15 protein-coding genes are annotated in these 17293 nt (G+C 66.5%); 8 read left to right on the top strand and 7 right to left on the bottom strand.

Going from position 1 to position 17293, the window contains the following annotated elements; genetic code table 11:
• From HK353_RS14580 to purD, 5 genes are all read right to left on the bottom strand, one after another.
• A complete protein-coding gene (locus tag HK353_RS14580) occupies positions 1-939 on the bottom strand; it encodes an ABC transporter permease (RefSeq protein ID WP_173157284.1) in 939 nt (312 codons plus the stop codon).
• Entirely contained in the window at positions 936-2078 is a 1143-nt protein-coding gene (locus HK353_RS14585) for a polyamine ABC transporter substrate-binding protein (RefSeq protein WP_342589950.1), read from the bottom strand. Before HK353_RS14585 ends, HK353_RS14580 begins: the two co-directional genes overlap by 4 nt.
• Positions 2079-2100: 22 nt before the next feature.
• Positions 2101-3288: an ABC transporter ATP-binding protein gene (locus tag HK353_RS14590; protein ID WP_173157288.1), complete on the bottom strand. Its 1188-nt coding sequence runs from the start codon at positions 3286-3288 to the stop codon at positions 2101-2103.
• A gap of 15 nt (positions 3289-3303) precedes the next feature.
• Positions 3304-5022, bottom strand: coding sequence for an amidohydrolase (locus HK353_RS14595; protein ID WP_173157290.1), 1719 nt, complete (start codon positions 5020-5022; stop codon positions 3304-3306).
• Positions 5023-5316: 294 nt separating this feature from the next.
• The gene (purD, locus tag HK353_RS14600; RefSeq protein ID WP_173157292.1) at positions 5317-7557 is read right to left on the bottom strand and encodes a phosphoribosylamine--glycine ligase; all 2241 of its coding nucleotides are present in this window, start codon (positions 7555-7557) and stop codon (positions 5317-5319) included.
• 33 nt (positions 7558-7590) lie between these two features.
• Here purD and HK353_RS14605 point away from each other — a divergent pair, with 33 nt between their 5' ends.
• From HK353_RS14605 to HK353_RS14620, 4 genes are read left to right on the top strand one after another with little or no spacing between them, the layout of a single operon-like run.
• The gene (locus HK353_RS14605; RefSeq protein WP_173157294.1) at positions 7591-8712 is read left to right on the top strand and encodes an asparaginase; all 1122 of its coding nucleotides are present in this window, start codon (positions 7591-7593) and stop codon (positions 8710-8712) included.
• Positions 8712-9107, top strand: a complete 396-nt coding sequence (locus HK353_RS14610) for a sterol carrier family protein (protein ID WP_173157296.1) — start codon at positions 8712-8714, stop codon at positions 9105-9107. The genes HK353_RS14605 and HK353_RS14610 overlap by 1 nt, the downstream gene beginning before the upstream one ends.
• Positions 9108-9109: 2 nt before the next feature.
• Positions 9110-10552, top strand: a complete 1443-nt coding sequence (locus HK353_RS14615) for an aldehyde dehydrogenase family protein (RefSeq protein WP_173157298.1) — start codon at positions 9110-9112, stop codon at positions 10550-10552.
• 25 nt (positions 10553-10577) lie between these two features.
• On the top strand, positions 10578-11471 hold the full coding sequence (locus HK353_RS14620; RefSeq protein WP_173157300.1) for an EamA family transporter: 894 nt from the start codon (positions 10578-10580) through the stop codon (positions 11469-11471).
• A 12-nt stretch (positions 11472-11483) separates the two neighbouring features.
• On the opposite strand, the gene HK353_RS14625 is transcribed toward HK353_RS14620, so the two are convergent.
• Positions 11484-12461, bottom strand: a complete 978-nt coding sequence (locus HK353_RS14625) for a universal stress protein (protein WP_173157302.1) — start codon at positions 12459-12461, stop codon at positions 11484-11486.
• Positions 12462-12650: 189 nt separating this feature from the next.
• Between HK353_RS14625 and HK353_RS14630 the strand changes: the two genes are divergently transcribed.
• The 3 genes from HK353_RS14630 to purM are packed head-to-tail and all read left to right on the top strand — an operon-like array spanning position 12651 to position 15752.
• A complete protein-coding gene (locus tag HK353_RS14630; RefSeq protein ID WP_245396051.1) occupies positions 12651-13127 on the top strand; it encodes a hypothetical protein in 477 nt (158 codons plus the stop codon).
• 44 nt (positions 13128-13171) lie between these two features.
• Positions 13172-14653, top strand: coding sequence for an amidophosphoribosyltransferase (gene purF / locus HK353_RS14635; protein WP_173157304.1), 1482 nt, complete (start codon positions 13172-13174; stop codon positions 14651-14653).
• Position 14654: 1 nt separating this feature from the next.
• Positions 14655-15752 carry a phosphoribosylformylglycinamidine cyclo-ligase gene (gene purM / locus HK353_RS14640; RefSeq protein ID WP_173157306.1) on the top strand — a complete coding sequence of 366 codons (1098 nt, stop codon included), beginning with the start codon at positions 14655-14657 and terminating at the stop codon, positions 15750-15752.
• A 264-nt stretch (positions 15753-16016) separates the two neighbouring features.
• Here the strand turns inward: purM and HK353_RS14645 are convergent, their stop codons facing one another.
• A complete protein-coding gene (locus HK353_RS14645; protein ID WP_173157308.1) occupies positions 16017-16226 on the bottom strand; it encodes a DUF3073 family protein in 210 nt (69 codons plus the stop codon).
• Between the two features lie 127 nt (positions 16227-16353).
• Here HK353_RS14645 and HK353_RS14650 point away from each other — a divergent pair, with 127 nt between their 5' ends.
• Positions 16354-17169: a DUF8083 family protein gene (locus tag HK353_RS14650; protein ID WP_172175322.1), complete on the top strand. Its 816-nt coding sequence runs from the start codon at positions 16354-16356 to the stop codon at positions 17167-17169.
• The last annotated feature ends 124 nt before the right edge of the window (positions 17170-17293 follow it).

A 17293-nucleotide genomic window follows, 5' to 3' on the forward strand; every position in this document is an offset into this window, starting at 1 on the left:
TCAGGCCCTCCCGTCATGCAGCGGAACACTGTTGAGTCTGGCCGTGATCGCCTGCCCGAGCTTGAGCAGTGCGAAGCCGACCCCGACGACGGCCAAGGTGGAGATGATGAGGATCATCGCCATGGCCGCTCCGACCGCCCAGTTCTGTGCGGTGTTGAACTGATTGGCGATGAGCTGACCGACCATGGAGCCGCTCGCTCCGCCGAGGACGGTCGCGGTGACGTAGTCGCCGTTGAGCGGGATGAACACGAGCAGGCAGCCGGAGACGACTCCGGGCATCGCCATCGGCAGCGTGACCCGCATGAAGGTCTTCACCTTCCCCGCGCCGAGATCGTAGCTGGCTTCGCGCAGCTTCTTGCCCGAGGCGTCGATTGCGACGAACAGCGGCAGGATCATCAGCGGCAGATAGTTGTAGACGACGCCGATCTGCACTGCCGTCCGCGTGTAGAGGATGTCGAGGGGGCCGTCGAGCAGCCCGAGTCCCTGCAGCCAATTCGACAGGAACCCGTCGGGGGAGAGCATGATCTGCCAGCCGAGGGTGCGGACGAGGAAGTTCGTCCAGAACGGCACCATCACCAGGGCCAGAGCCAGGGACCTGCGGGCGGGTGCAACCTTGATCGCCAGCCAGTACGCGAACGGCAGGGCGATGATCAGGCACAGCAGGGTGCCGAGCAGCGAGATGCGCAAGGTCGCTGCGAAGGTCGAGACGAAGCTTGCGCTCATCGCCTCCGGGTACCGCCCGAACGACAGGCGATCGGTGGCGATGGCCGTGAACTGGTCGGGCTTGTATCCGAAGCTGTAGAAGACGATGAGGGCGAAAGGAATGATGAAGAAGAACAGCGCATAGGCCCATGTCGGAAACGACATGGCCGCCGGGCCGAAGAACTTCGTCGCCGGTTTCTTCGGTCGTGACTGCTGCGGTCGGGTCTGAGTGCTCATGCTCCGCTCCTGGCCTGGGCGTCGGTGAGGATCTTCGTCCGGATCTGATCGGCCGGAGTCTGCTTGCTCGGTTCGAGACGGTCGAGGACCTTCTGCGCCGGGAAGATGAGGTCCTGTTGGTCGAGGTCGGCCTTCTTCGCCTGTTCGGCCAGGCCCTTCGTTCCGATCGGGTAGCCGATGTAGTCGAGCTGGTCGACCGCGGTGTCCGGCGAGAGCATATGGTTGATGAAGGCGTGCGCGGAATCCGGATGCGGGGCGCCGGTGGCGATCGCCCAGCAGTCCATCCACAGATTCGCCGAGGGGGTCGGAAAGACGAACTTCCAATTCTCCGGGTCCTTGACCTCGGTCAGGCCCTGCCGGGCGTCGCCGTTGAAGGCGTGCAGAAGGGTGAAGCTGCCCTGAATCATGCTCGTTGCGGCATTGCCGACATAGGCCTTCACGTTCGGAGCCAGATCGTCGACGATGATCTTCCGAGCCTTGTCGAGCTCTCCTTCGTCCTGGGTGTTGAGGCTGTAGCCGCGTGCGGCCAGGGCGATCGCCGAGACCTCCCACGGGTCCTCGAGCAGGGCGGTCGTGCCAGCCGCTTCCTTCTGTGCGGCATCGAGGAAGTCCTGCCAGCTGGTCAGCTCCCGGTCGATCTTCTTCGTGTTGTAGACGAACCCGGTGGTGCCCCACGCCTTGCAGATCGAGTACGTGTTGTCCGGGTCGAAGTACTGATGAGTGAAGTTCGGGTCCATGTGCTCGAAGTTCGGGATCAGGCTGAGGTCGAGCTCCTGGAGCAGGTCATGTTCGAGCATCTGCGGAATGTTCGATCCCGTCGGCACGACTACGTCGTAACCGGACGTCCCGCGCGAGGTCGAGAGCTTCGCCACGAGCTCCTCGTTCGATCCGTAGGCGTCGACCTGGACGAGGATATCGTTCTGGGACTTGAAGGCGTCGAGAAGTTCGGGATTGTCGTAGTCGCCCCACGAGTAGAGGTTGAGCTTCGATTCGAGCTTTCCGTCGGTCGGCGGCGATGCCGCCATCTTCGTGTTCTTGCCGCACGCGCTCAGTGCCCCGAGCCCGACGACACCGAATCCGGCCAGCAGCGCTCGCCGGCTCAACCTCGCCGAGGCGGCCCGCGGGGCCAGGAATGTCACATCGGGTCTCTGCCGGACCATTTCAGGCACCGCTTTCGAGGAGGGACGTGACCGCGCTCGGCTCACGGTCGTACACGGCGACGGCGTCGGCGTCCCAGCTCAGCTCCACCTCGGTGCCGGCGCTGATCGGCTCCCGCCCGGCGGCAGGCACGCGGGCGAGGATCTCGTCGTTGTCACCGACGACGATCATGTACTGGATGACGTCGCCGAGGAACGAATACGAGATCACGGAACCGCGCGCCGTGTTCGCCTCCCCGGAACTCTCGCCTGCGGGGGCGACGTGCATCCGTTCGGGACGGATGGCTGCACGCACTCGGTCACCGACCTCGAGATTCCGGGGCTCACCCGCGGCGGTGGCCGGTTTGAGTGTCAGCGTCGGGGCTGTGAGCACAGCGTTGGCCGTGCGCAGGGTCGCGGTCGTCGAATCGGTGGACGCCACCTCGGCGGAGATGAAGTTCTGCTTGCCGATGAAGCCGGCGACGAAGCCGTTGTGAGGGTTCGCGTAGATGTCCTCACCGGAGCCGATCTGCTGGATGACGCCGTCGTACATGACGACGATGCGATCACTCATCGCCAGCGCCTCATCCTGATCGTGGGTGACGAAGACGAAGGTCGTGTCGAGCTTCGTGTGGAGTCGTTTGAGCTCGAGCTGCATCTCCTCTCGCAGCTTCCTGTCGAGCGCCGACATCGGCTCGTCGAGAAGGAGGACCTGCGGCCGGTTGACCAGCGCCCGGGCCAGGGCGATGCGCTGCTGCTGACCGCCGGAGAGCTGCTCGGGTTTGCGTCCGGCGAAGTCCTCCATCTGCACAAGTGCGAGGGCCTCGCGGACGCGCTGCGCGATCTCCGGTTTCGGGACCTTCGCCTGCTTGAGTCCGTAGGCGATGTTGTCGGCGATGTTCATATGCGGGAACAGCAGGTAGGACTGGAACACCGTGTTGACCGGCCGGCGGTGCGGCGGCAGGGACACGATGTCGTTGCCGGCGAGCAGGATCGCACCGTCGGTGGGGGTCTCGAATCCGGCGATCATCCGCAGCAGAGTGGTCTTTCCGCAGCCGGAAGGGCCGAGCAGGGAGAGGAATTCGCCCTTGCGGACGTGCAGATCGAGGCGTTCGATGGCGGTATTGTCGCCGAAGACCTTCTTCACACCTTGGATCTCGAGGTGGTCGAGTCCGGTCTGCGCAGAGGGCGCCGAGGTGGCTGTTCTGGTCATGATGGCCTTTCGTCTTCAGCTGGCTGAGCCGGTGGTGGTCGGGGCGGACGGCGGGGTCGGTGCCGGTGTGTGAGGCGGCAGGGCGTCGTGGACGATGCGCCCGTCGCAGATCGTCAGTTCGTTGCTGATCTCCGCGATATCGGTCGGCGGCAGTTTGAAGGGGTTGGCGCTGGCCAAGGCGAGGTTGGCCGGCTGACCGGGGCGGATGTGGCCGTTGTCGGTCGAGCGCAGCAGGCGTGCCGAACCTGCGGTGTAGGCACGCAGCGCGGTCGTCAGGTCGATCGCCTCGTCGGGCAGCAGCGGCGACTCATCCGCGGCGGTCGGGTGCGAGCGGTTGAGCGCGACATGGATCGCGTCCCACGGGTTCGCCGTCGATACCGGCCAGTCCGAACCCATCGCCAGATGGGTGCCGGAGCGGTTGAGCGAGCCGAAGGGATAGAGCCAGCCGCTGCGCTCGGCGCCGAGGAACGGCAGGTTGAGGTCGATCATCTGCTCGTCATAGCAGGCCCACAGCGCCTGCAGGTTCGCGGTGACGCCGAGTTCGGCGAAGCGGGGGACATCGGCGGGATCGACGACCTGGACATGGGCGATATGGTGACGGCGTTCGCCGGTGTCAGCTGCGCCGGTCGTCCCGGTGCCGGCCGTGCCCCGGCTGCGAACGGCCTCGAAGGCGTCGAGGGCGGATTTGACCGCGGCGTCGCCGATCGCATGGCAGTGGATGTCGAAACCGGCCGCGTCGAGGGCCGCGAACGAGGCCTCGAGGTGGGCTTTCGTGAAATAGCTCGTTCCGAAGCCGCCGCAGGTGCACGTGTATTCGGTCGTCATCGCAGCGGTCCGGGACTCGACGATCCCGTCGAGCATGAACTTCACCGAGGTGGCGCGGAAGCGTCCGTCGGAACGTGCGAGATCGGTCAGTCGGGCCACCTCGGCGTCGATGTCCTCGACTCCGCGCGGCCACCACAGGCTGCCGACGACCTCGGACCGGAGTACGCCCGATTCCGCCGCCCCGACGTAGGTGTCGTACGGGTCGCGGTGGCCGCCGTAGTCGCCGACGATGGCGTCGATCCATGCGGTCACGCCGAGGGAGTTGAGGTAGCGCTGACCTTCGCACAGACCGGCGAGGACCTCCTCATCGGAGGCGGCGGGAACGTGGGTTGAGACGAGGTCGATGGCCGATTCGTGCAGGCACCCGGTGGGGCGGCCTGCGGAATCGGCGACGATGACGCCGCCGGCAGGTGCCGTGGACGTCTCGTCGAGTCCGGCCGTTGTCATCGCCTGCGTGTTCACCCATGCCGAATGGTGGTCGGCGCTGAGCAGGATCGCCGGCCGATCGGGGCAGGCCTCGTCGAGGATGTCGGCGGTCGGGTCTCCTCCGGGGAAGTGGGCCATCGACCAGCCGCCGCCGATGACCCAGCCGTTCGCGGGGTCGGTCGCGCCATGATTACGGGTCGTCTCGGCGACATAGTTGCGGATCATCTGCAATGCCGCTTCGAGGCTGTCCGCTCCGCTGATATCGCAGGCCAGGGCCTCCTGACCGCCGAAGGTCGTGTGCACATGGGCATCGACGAAGCCGGGAGTGAGCAGCTTGCCGTCGGCGTTGATCGTGCGCGACGCGGGCACAGCCGCGGATCCGATCCCGACCTCGGTGATGATCCCGTCGCGGATGCTCACGCGATCCTCGGGGCGCAGAGCCTCACCGTCGAAGATCGCGACGTCGAGGATATCGAGGTCCAATGCTGCCTCCCGAGTGCAGTGTGGTGGCAGAGGCGGATTGCCGAGGCCGCTCTCTGAGTGTGTTGTGGATCACTGTGAAGTCACCTTAGCTGAACTTCCCCCGTGATTCCACTGATTCCGTTGCAGAAATATGCGTCGAGTGAGGGAAACTGCAACACGGATTGCCAGTAGCGCTGATTCAGCGTCTCACACTGCGATATTCGCAGGGAAAGCGTTTCTGGCAAAGGTGAAGCCGCGGGGCACCGACTTGTCGTCAATGCCCCGCGGCTTCTGTGGGGTTGAGAACTGAGCGCTTCAGCCGGGGAAGGTCTCCCCGGTGAGCTTCTCGAAAGCCTCGATATAGCGGGCACGGGTCTTCTCGACCACCTCGGCGGGCAGCGCCGGGGGAGGAGTGTCCGATGCCTTGTCCCAGCCGGATTCTTCGGTCAGCCAATCGCGGACGAACTGCTTGTCGAAGCTCGACTGAGCCTTGCCTGCCTCATAGCCCTCGGCGTCCCAGAAGCGGGAGGAGTCCGGGGTGAGCACTTCATCGCCGAGGACGATCGTGCCGTCAGGCAGGGTGCCGAACTCGAACTTCGTGTCGGCGAGGATGATCCCGCGTTCCCGGGCGATCTGCTCGGCACGCTGGTAGATCTCCACGGTCAGGCCACGCAGCTTCTGCGCGGTCTCGGTCCCGACGGTCTCGGCGACGGCCTCGAAGCTGACGTTCTCGTCGTGCTCGCCGAGCTCGGCCTTCGTCGCCGGAGTGAAGATCGGAGGCTCGAGGCGATCGGCCTCGACGAGTCCGGCCGGCAGCTGGATGCCGCACACGGACCCGGTGGCCCGGTAGTCCGACATTCCCGACCCGGTGAGGTAGCCGCGGGCCACGCACTCTACGGGAAACATGGAGAGGTTCTTAACGATCAGCCCGCGACCGGCCACAGCCTCTGGCACGTCCGAGCTGATGACGTGGTTGCCGATGACCTCGGCGAGCTGATCGAACCACCACAGGCTCAGTCCCGTGAGCACCTTGCCCTTGTCCGGGATCTCCGAGTCGAGCACCCAGTCATAGGCGGAGATGCGGTCCGAGGCGACCATGAGCAGCTGCTGCGCGCTCGCGGCATCGGCGGCGTCGGCGGGAATGTAGAGGTCGCGGACCTTCCCCGAGTACACGTGCTTCCAGCCCGGCAGCACCGGGGCGACCGGTGCGGGGGCGGCGTATCCGGGGGCGAGCTCGATGTGACCGGCGGCCGCTGCCTCGGCGATATCGGTGCGGTGCTGCTCACCGTCCCACTTGATCTGGTCGACCGCGGCATAGGCCTTTGCCCGCGCATTGTAGAGGTCGTCACCGAGCGAGACGACGGAGAGCACGCGGCCGCCGGAGGTGACGATGTCACCGGTCTCGGCGATGTCCTTCGTGATCACGGCATCTTCGGGGGCGAATCCGCCGCTGGGACCGGTCGCGAGCTTCGTGCCGGCGTGCAGGACGCTGACGTCGGACAAGGACGCGGCGGTGTCGAGCCCGCGGATGATGTCTCCGGTGCTCGGAGTGCCCGGATAGTTCTCGGCGGCCATGACCACGGTCACCGAGGAGCGTGGATCCCATTCGAGGGGTGCGGTCTCGTTCAGGCGGCCTTCGGCGGCGGCGAGCAGCGTCTGGCCCAGGGGGCTGGACAGGCGGGCGAGCACCGACTGGGTCTCCGGATCGCCGTAGCGGACGTTGAACTCGATGACGCGCAGACCCTTGCGTGTCAGCGCGAGTCCGCAGTAGAGGAGTCCGGTGAACGGAGTGCCGCGGCGGGCCATCTCATCGACGACGGGCTGGGCGACGGTGTCGATGATCTCGTCAACGGTGCCGGCAGGCAGCCATGGCAGCGGCGAATACGCGCCCATTCCGCCCGTGTTCGGGCCGGTGTCACCGTCTCCGATGCGTTTGAAGTCCTGCGCCGGGGCCAGGGGGACGGTGGTCTTGCCGTCGCAGAGGACGAACAGGGAGACCTCGGGGCCGTCGAGATAGTCCTCGATGACGACCCGGTCGGAGACTTCGAGGCAGGAGCTCGCATGCGTCATCGCGGCGTCGAAGTCATCGGTGACGACGACTCCCTTGCCGGCGGCCAGACCGTCGGCCTTGACCACGTGCGGGGCGCCGAATTCGCGCAGCGCGGCCGCCGCCTCGTCGGTCGAATAGGCGACGACGGTGCGTGCAGTCGGCACGTTCGCGGACTCCATGACCTCCTTCGCGAACGCCTTCGAGCCTTCGAGGTGCGCGGCTTCCGCGCTGGGGCCGAAGACGGGGAAGGAGGCTTCGCGCAGAGCATCCGCAACTCCGGCGACCAGCGGGGCTTCGGGCCCGATGACGACGAGATCGACGTCGAGGGCCTCAGCCAGCGCGGTCACGGCGGCGGCATCCGAGGCATCGACTTCCTCGGTGTGGGCGATCTGCGCGATACCGGGATTGCCGGGAGCGGCGATGACGGCGTCGACCTGCGGGTCGCGCGAGAGAGCGAGGACAAGGGCGTGTTCACGGGCGCCCGAACCGATGACAAGAACCTTCACGCAACCAGCCTAAAGGGTCGTAGGCTTGAGTGCGTGACCTTCTCGACTTTCACCCCCGCGCAGGCCGCCGAGCTCGCCGTCGTCGAGCGCTCCGGCTTCATCGAATCCCGGCACATCGGGTCCGCCGTCGTCCTCGACCCGGACGGATCACCGCTGATCAGTCTGGGCGCCCCCGAGGCTGCAGTGTTCACACGTTCGAGTCTCAAACCGCTGCAGGCGATCGCCGCGATGAGCCTCGGAGCGCAGCTGACCGGACCCGCGGCGGCCCTGGCCGCCGCCTCGCACAAGTCCGAAGCCGGGCATGTGGCGGTCGTATCCGCGATGCTCGAGAATGCCGGGCTGAGCGTGTCCGACCTGCAGTGCCCGTCCGCCCATCCCGCCGACGGAGCCTTCCGCCGCGAACTGCAGGAACGCGCACGGGCACAGGGGGACGAGAACGCCGACCCGCGCTCGCCCCTGTATTTCAACTGCTCCGGCAAGCACGCTGCGTTCCTCGCCGCCGCTCGCGCCATCGGCGCCGACACCTCCACCTATCTGTCCCCGGACCACCCCGTGCAGCAGAAGGTCGCCGAGGTGGTCGCCGACTTCGCCTCAGAGGAACCGTCCGCGGTCGGCATCGACGGCTGCGGAGCCCCCGTGTTCGCGCTCAGCCTCACCGGTCTGGCCCGCGCCGTCGGCCGTGTCATCCGGATGGGCAGCGCCGACGGCGCGGTCGAGGAGACGGCCGGACCATGGACTGCCTATGAGCGTGAGGCCCGCACCCTCACCGAGGCGGTCTTCGCCGACCCGTGGACGATCGAGGGGCACGGCCGACCGAATTCGACCGTCATCGACCGACTCGGCGTCTTCGCCAAGGGCGGGGCCGAGGGCGTCATCGTCATGGCCACGAAGTCCGGGTACTCGGTGGCGCTGAAATGCCTCGACGGATCGTCGCGGCCGACCAGTTGGGTGGCGCTCAATCTGCTTGAGAAGGCGGGTGCCTTCGAGGAGGCCTACCGACGTTCGGCGATGTACGAGGACCAGCTCGAGGACCTGTTCGACGTCATCGTCGATCCGATCACCGGGGGCACGGATTCCGAGGGGCGGACAAGGGTTGTCGGCATGCTCTGCTTGGGTGAAGATGTAGCGAGGATTCGGGAGAGGGAACAGGACTGATGGCGATTCGCAGAAGGATCGACCCCGATCAGGGACGCAGTGCACTCGAGATGTGGCTGACGCAGGCGAGGCTCGACGCGGCCCCGGCCGACCGATCGACCACCGCCACCGCAGTGCGCTTCACCCTCGAAGAGCTCGCCTCCCGCGCCGAAGGCAACAGCGTCGAAGTCCGGGTCCCTCCGTTCGGCGTCACCCAGTGCATCGCCGGTCCCCGGCACACCCGCGGCACCCCGCCGAACGTCGTCGAAACCTCCGCCGAGGTGTGGCTGGGTCTGGTCACCGGACGCACCGACTTCCAGGCCGCGCTCGCCGCCGGGGACATCGACGCCTCGGGAACCCGAGCCGACCTCGGCGATTTCCTGCCCCTCTTCACTCCTGCAGAACTCGAGGCCTGAGCATGAGCGCACAGATCACGCAGACGACGTCGTTCATCGGCGGGCGGCATGTGCCGTCCCTGCTCACCTACGCCAATATCGATCCGGCCACCGGCGGTCAGCTCGGCGATATCGCCCGCGCCGGGGCCGATGAGGTCGATCGGGCGGTGCAGGCTGCGGCGAGGGCACAGCAGGAATGGAAGCGCTCGAGCCCCGAACAGCGCTCCCGCCTGCTCATCGCCACTGCGGCCGTCATCACCGCCAACCGCGACGATCTGGCCCGCATCGAATCTGAGGACACGGGCAAACCGCTTACCCAGGCCTATGCCGACGTCGACGTATGCGCCCGTTACTTCGAGTTCTACGGGCACACCATCGAGTCCTACTACGGTCACGCGATCCCGCTGGCCGAGGACATGCACGTCTACACGCGCCGAGAGCCCTTCGGCGTCACCGGGCACATCGTGGCGTGGAACTATCCGCTCCAGCTCATCGGCCGCGCCGCCGCCACCTCCCTGGCTACCGGCAACTGCGCCGTCGCCAAACCCGCGGACGAGACCCCTCGGTCGACCGTAAGGCTGGCCGAACTCATCCACTCCGTCGGCTTCCCGGCCGGAGCCTTCAACGTCGTCACCGGTCTCGGCGCCGAGGCGGGAGCGGCACTGAGCGCCCACCCCGGTGTGGCGCATCTGGGATTCGTCGGGTCGACGCAGACCGGCTCGGCCATCGCCCACGCCGCTGCCGATCGGGTCGTGCCCACGGTCCTCGAACTCGGTGGGAAGTCCGCGAACATCGTCTTCCCCGACGCCGATATCGATGCGGCGATCCCGTCGCTGGTGCGCTCCATCATCCAGAACGCCGGGCAGACCTGCTCGGCCGGGTCCCGGCTCATCGTCCACCGTGACATCCACGCCGAGGTCGTCGAGAAGATGGCCGCCGCCATGGCGCAGGTGACCATCGGCTACGGCCTCGACGACCCGATGCTCGGGCCCCTGATCTCGGCCAAGCAGCACGAGCGGGTGGACGGGTTCCTCTCCGAGGTCGATTCCGGGCAGATCGTCACCGGAGGCACTCGGCCGGGCGAGCTCGCCGACGACCTTGCAGTCGGGGCGTTCATCACCCCGACCATCGTCGACTCCGTCGACCCGCAGGCGCGGATCGCCCAGGAGGAGGTCTTCGGTCCCGTCGTCGTGACCCTGCCGTTCGCCGACGACGATGAGGCCGTGGCGCTGGCCAACGGCACCGACTACGGTCTGGTCTCGGCCCTGTGGACGCAGAACATCTCCCGTGCCCACCGTCTGGCCGCCGAGGTCGACGCCGGTCAGATCTTCGTCAACACCTACGGTGCCGGCGGGGGAGTCGAACTGCCCTTCGGCGGGTTCAAGAAGTCCGGCTACGGACGCGAGAAATCCATCGAAGCCCTCGACGAATACACCCAGACGAAGACCATCGCCATCAAACTGTGACTGTGCCGAAGAGGGCGGTGCTGAGGTGACCTTCCCGGTCCTCGCGCTCGTCCTCATCGCCTCTGTGGCCCACGCCGTATGGAACCTCGCCGCGAAGTCCGTCACCGGCAAGGGGTACGCCTTTGTGCTCGCCTACCACGGGCTCTCGGCGATCATGCTCGCCCCGATCGCGATCGTCATCATCGCCACCGGAACGCAGTCGCTGAATTGGGGTCTGGTCGGTGCGGCGGCGCTGAGCGCGGTCTTCCACATCGCCTACTCCGTGGCCCTGCAGTCCGGCTACGACCACGCCCCGCTCGGCGTCGTCTACCCGACGGCGCGCGGCACCGGGCCCGTGGTCACGATCATCATCGCAGTGGCGTTCCTCGGTGAACGTCCCACCCTCGCCGAGGCGGCCGGAGCCTTCACCGTCATCGCCGGAATCGCTGTCGTCACGATCCGTCCCCGCGGCGGGAACGGCCGCACCAGCAACCACGGATTGCGCCGCGGGCTCGCTTGGGGCGGGCTGATCGGATCGTTCATCGCCTCATACACGCTGTGGGACGACTTCGCCGTCAACCATGTCAGCGACTCCCCGCTGCTCTACTTCGCCGTCTCCGAAGCCTGCGTCGGGCTGATCATGACCGCGGGAGCCTTCGCGCTTCCCGGCGGGCGGGAGAAGCGCGCCGATCTCAGAGAGATCCTGACGAGCCACAAACGCGCGCTGGTGACCGTGGCGATCCTCTCACCCCTGGCGTATGTGCTCGTCCTCTATGCGATGCAGCAGGCACCGGTGGCGCTCGTGGCCCCCGTCCGAGAGACCTCGATCATCGTCGGCACTCTGCTGGCCTGGTGGTTCTTCGGAGAGAGGAACGTGGTGCTCAAGCTCGCCGGTGCCCTCATCGTGGTCGCAGGCATCGGGCTCATCGCCCTCGGGTGAGAGGGGCGCGACTCAGCGGCGGCGCCCGGGCTGACGGCGGTTGACCCGCACCACCCGCACCGGGCACACGGCATGCGAGAGCACACCCTGCGATGTCGACCCGAGGACGGTGGCGACGAACCCGCCGCGGCCGCGGGAGCCGATGACCATGAGCTCGGCGGTGTATGTGGCGGACACGAGCACCTCGGTGGCGGGAGCATCGAAGACCGAGTACCGCACCTCGAGATCGGGGAAGTCGCCCTTGAGGGAGTCGGCGGCGGCAGTGAAGGACTTCGCAGCTTCGTCGTACATCCGGATGAGGTGCTCCTCGCTGGGCATCCACTCGGGCGAGAGGATATGCGTGGCGGTGACCCCGACGAGGCGCAGCGGAACACCGTAGATCGCGGCCTGTGAAGCCGCGGCACGCAGCACCGGGGTGTCGGTCTCGAAGGGATCGACGGCGGCGACGACCTCCCCGGAGAAGTCGGGTCGGGTTCGTCGGTCTTCCTCGGCGGTGGGGTCATCCGTCGTGCGGACGGGATCGTCGACGGGCAGGGGAGTCGTCGGCATGACCCGGGTCGGCCACGTGCTCGGGACGACGACGGTGGGGCACTGCGAGTGCGCGGGCATCGCCAGGGCCACGGATCCGAGGAGACGACCGGCGAACCCGCCGCGACCGCGGGCGCCGACGACGGCGAGGGCGGCGTTCTTCGAATGCTCGACCATGACTCCGGAGGCGTCACCGGGCGCGATTGTCGTCGATACGGGAACGCCGGCCTTGGTGACGGTGGCGGCGGCCGCCTCGGCGATGTCTTCGACGGTCTTCTTCACGGCGCTGTCGAAGTCGGCGGGGTAGACGATGTCGGCCTGGCTCATATTGACGCCGGGGACGGTGTAGGCGGAGACGATGCGGATCTGGGAGGAGGTCTTCTGTGCATGCGTGATCGCCCACTGCAGGGCGCATTCGGCGTTGTCGGAGCCGTCGATGCCGACGATGATCGTGTGGGACATATCGCAAACCTCTGTCTTCAGTGACCGTCAATCTGGTTGAGTCCAGCTTAGTTGTATCCAGTTTATGGGAACTGGCCTGAGACTGCCTGGGAGGAACCTCAGGCTGACTCGACTAGACTGTTCGCGACCTGTTGTTCCGGGGCCATCCCGGCGATCCATCGGCCTCAAGGCCACGTGTCCAAGGAGATCATGAAGGACCAGATCGACGTCTCCGTCCGTCGCAGCCCCAAGTACTCGGTGTTCATGGGCATCGGCGCGGTGCTCGGCGTCGTCGCCGCGGGAATCCTCGCGGTCTTCGTCGACCCGGCCGATATGCCGATGGGCTACACGGTGGCCAAGGGACTGGGCCTGCTGCTGCTCGTTCTCGGGATCGGCGGACTGTTCCTCGGCGGACTCGTCGCGCTCGTCCTCGACTGGAGGGGGCGGAAGAAGTCGAAGGAGTTCCGGGTCGGTGCGCAGATCGACATGGTCGACGACCCGAAGGAGATCGCGCGCCGTCGCATCGCCGAAGCCCGCGGGGAGGACCCGGATGCCGGCGCTGCCGAGGGCGGGACCGTCTCGGTGAGCCAGGATGCCGCACCAGCGGCAGACGATGTTGAGCCCACTGCCGACGATGCAGACGAGGCGGGAACGGGCCGGGATACGGCCCCCGGTTCCACAGTCTGATCACCGGGTCAGAGCGCCGTTGCGGGTATGAGACAATTTCACTCGTGGCAAGAGGAGACGGGCAGCTGACGCACGAAATCGACCCCCAGGACCGCGGACCGCAGGACGAATGCGGTGTGTTCGGAGTCTGGGCCCCCGGCGAGGAAACCGCCAAACTCACCTACTTCGGGCTCTACGCCCTGCAGCACCGCGGACAGGAGTCCGCGGGAATCGCTGCCAGCAACGGCAAGCAGATCCTCATCTACCGCGACATGGGCCTGGTCTCCCAGGTGTTCCACGAACGCGATCTCGAGCTTCTGCAGGGCCATATCGCCGTCGGGCACACGCGGTATTCGACGACCGGATCACCGTCGTTCGAGAACGCTCAACCCACCCTGGGGCCGACTCCGTTCGGCACCGTGGCACTGGCGCACAACGGCAATCTGACGAACTTCGACGCGCTCGAGGCCATGGCCGATTCCCGTCGCGACCACGCGACGAAGGTCGTCGAAGAGGCGACGAAGAAGACGTCCCGCACCCGGCCCTTCCGTGATTCGTCGAACGACACCTCCCTGGTCACCGAGCTGTTTGCGACTGAAGAGGGTGAGAACCTCACCGAGGCGGCGCTCAACCTGCTGCCCCACGTCGAGGGTGCGTTCTCGCTGGTCTACATGGACGAGCACACCCTCTACGCCGCCCGGGACCGGCACGGTGTTCGGCCCCTGTCGCTGGGCCGGTTGGAGAACGGCTGGGTCGTGGCCTCGGAGACGGCGGCACTCGACATCGTCGGTGCGAAGTTCGTCCGTGACGTCGAGCCCGGAGAGCTCATCGCCATCGACGAGGACGGTCTGCGTTCGCACCGCTTCGCCGAACCGGACCAGGCCCGCTGCGTCTTCGAATACGTCTACCTCGCCCGTCCCGACAGCATGCTCGCCGGCAAGAACGTCCACGTCGCGCGCACCCAGATGGGCCGACAGCTGGCCGAGGAGTACCCGGTCGACGCCGACCTCGTCATCGCCACTCCCGAATCCGGAACCCCGGCGGCCGTCGGCTATGCCGAAGCTTCGGGCATCCCGTTCGGCCAGGGGCTGATGAAGAACGCCTATGTCGGACGCACGTTCATCCAGCCGTCACAGACTCTGCGGCAGCTGGGCATCCGCCTCAAGCTCAATCCGATCCGGGAGAACATCGAAGGCCGACGCCTCGTCGTCGTCGACGATTCGATCGTGCGCGGAAATACCCAGCGGGCGCTGGTGCGCATGCTGCGGGAGGCCGGAGCGGCAGAGGTCCATGTGCGCATCTCCTCCCCGCCGGTGAAGTGGCCGTGCTTCTACGGAATCGACTTCGCCACCCGGGCCGAGCTCATCGCCAACGGACTGACGACGAATGAGATCTGCGAGAACCTCGGCGCGGATTCTCTGGGCTATATCTCTCTGGACGGCATGATCGCCGCCACCCAGCAGGAGCGCAGCCAGCTGTGCACCGCCTGCTTCTCGGGCGAATACCCGATTCCCGTCAACGACACCCCCGCCGACAAAGGATGCTGAGTTGAGTTCCGACGCGAGCCCGAAGTCCACCACCTACGCCGCCGCAGGCGTCGACGTCGAGGCCGGAGACCGCGCCGTCGAACTCATGAAGGCCGCGGTCTCGGCCACTCACAACTCCTCGGTCGTCGGTGGAATGGGCGGATTCGCCGGACTCTTCGACGTCTCCGTGCTCAAGGACTTCGAACGTCCGCTGCTCGCTTCGTCGACCGACGGAGTGGGCACGAAGGTCGCCATCGCTCAAGCCATGGATAAGCACGACACCATCGGCTACGACCTCGTCGGCATGGTCGTCGACGACATCATCGTCTGCGGTGCCCGCCCCCTTTTCATGACCGACTACATCGCCTGCGGCAAGGTCGTGGCCGAACGCATCGCCGATATCGTGCGCGGAATCGCAGACGCCTGCGCCTCGGCCGGTGTCGCACTGGTCGGTGGGGAGACCGCCGAACACCCGGGTCTGCTCGGGGTTGATGAGTACGATGTCGCCGGTGCCGCCACCGGAGTCGTTGAGGCCTCGAAGCTGCTCGGACCGGAGAAGGTCCGTGCCGGGGACGTGCTCATCGGTCTGCCGTCCTCGGGCATCCACTCCAACGGATACTCGCTGGTCCGCCACATCATCGCCGAGGCGGGATGGGGCCTGGATACGCATGTCTCGGAATTCGGGCGCACCCTCGGTGAGGAGCTGCTCGTTCCCACTCATGTCTACACCGGCGAGCTCGCCGCTCTCTTCGACGCACTGCCCGACGCGGTGCACTCGGTCTCGCACGTCACCGGCGGGGGACTCTCAGCCAATGTGGCCAGGGTGCTTCCGCAGGGCCTGGTCGCGAAGATGTCGCGCGCCTCATGGGAGATCCCGGCGGTGTTCTCCGTGCTCGGCGACCTCGGCGGAGTGCCGCAGAACGACCGCGAACGCACGTGGAACCTCGGCGTCGGCATGGTTCTCGTCGTCGACGCAGCGTCGGTCGATGGTGTGCTCAAGTCGAGCCCCGGAGCCTGGGTGCTCGGCGAAGTCGCTGCCGATGACGGCTCCCTGGCGACCGATCCCTACTACGTGCAGGGCGCCAAGGGCGTCGACGGCGGCGCCGCGATCCTGCAGTAGCTCTCGAGCGGCTGGAGCGGCTGGCCTGGTCGTGGTGCATCCCTCACCGTTAGTCTCACACACTCGTGTTCCTGCACGGGGGTGTGCTGCTTGCGGTGCGTGATGGCCAGGTAGGCGGAGGAATTGCACGTAACGGAGCGTGATGCGCGTGAGGGCACGGCCGCCTCGGCGAGGGATGCCCGGGCGCACGACTGAGGGCGGGGACCGAAGTCCCCGCCCTCAGTGCGTGTCAGATCAACCGTGTGCGGCTGGACTCATCCCAGTTCAGCGCTCGAACTCGTCGTCATCGTCGACGTTGTACTTGTCGGCGTAATCCGAGTAGTCGGGTTCATCGTCGTACGGATCGGACGGACCGGACTTGCTCGCGTCGGCGCCCAGCTCCTGCTGGAGTCTATTAAGGTCGGTATCCGGGCTGTAATACTTCAGCTTCCGAGCTACCTTGATCTGTTTTGCCTTTGCGCGGCCGCGACCCACTGGCGTGACCCCCTCCGTCGTCTATGGGGCGAATAGCCCCGGACTAGATCTCTGCTATGCGCTTAAATCCTACCTGTTCATACTGGGAAGTTCCATTTTGTGAGTGGACCTTGGATAGGCTGAACCCATGGCCTACCGTCGCGATTATGTCGTCACCCTGCGGATCTTCGAACCTCTTGTGGTGCATTCCGAATTGCAAGACAGGCAGGTGGAGGACAACCGGTCACGCATCGAGGAGCAGATTTCCCACGACGCTGACAAGCGCTTGATCTCCCTGCCGCCTTCGCCCGTAGCTGATTCCTTTCGGCGCACTCCGATCTACCTTCCGGCGTCTCAGACCGCGGACGGGGTGGACCGTTTCTGCCCTGCTCAGGAGGACATCCGCGGGTGGGAGGCGCTCGATTCGCTGGCCGAGCACACCTCGAAGGCGACCTTGGACATCGTCGCTCCGAAGTCTGCTCGCCGGCGTGCCGCCAGCCGTCGTGCTGAGTGGCTGCAGGACGCCAAGGACACGCGGATCTTCACCCGCGTCTCTGCCTGGGACGTGCCGCCCTCGTGGTGGCTGTTCTTCTCCCTGACCGAGGACCAGATCATCACCGAGGAGACCGACGAGGGGCTCCGCGTACTCATCCGCACGGACATCCTGGCCGCCTCGGCGCGCATGGAATGGGCCTCGGAGACGATCGCGGACACCTCGAAGGTCGTCGATATGGTCGAGCAGACCTCGGTACTGGCCGAGTGGATCGACACCTTCGACATGAACTCGGTCCTCGAACTCGACCTCGGCGGGATGTCCGATGTGCTGTGGCCGAGCGAAGCCGCGGAACTCGTCGACTCGTGGGTCACGGCACTGAGCAACAACGATTCCGAGTCCGCGGTCGCCGCCTTCCAGAAGTATGCGGCCGGCTGGGAACAGCTCAACCTCTACGCCCGCAGCTCCTGACCCTAATTGCTACCTGACGGGGGCTGAGCAACCTGGCGCCAGGTTGCTCAGCCCCCGTCAGGTAGCAAGAAGGGCGGATAGGATTGTCTGCGAACGAGCCGCACCCGAGAGGACGAGTCCCGCA

Origin of the sequence: Brevibacterium permense, from assembly GCF_013280495.1 — a bacterium.
GTDB classification, from domain to species: domain Bacteria; phylum Actinomycetota; class Actinomycetes; order Actinomycetales; family Brevibacteriaceae; genus Brevibacterium; species Brevibacterium permense.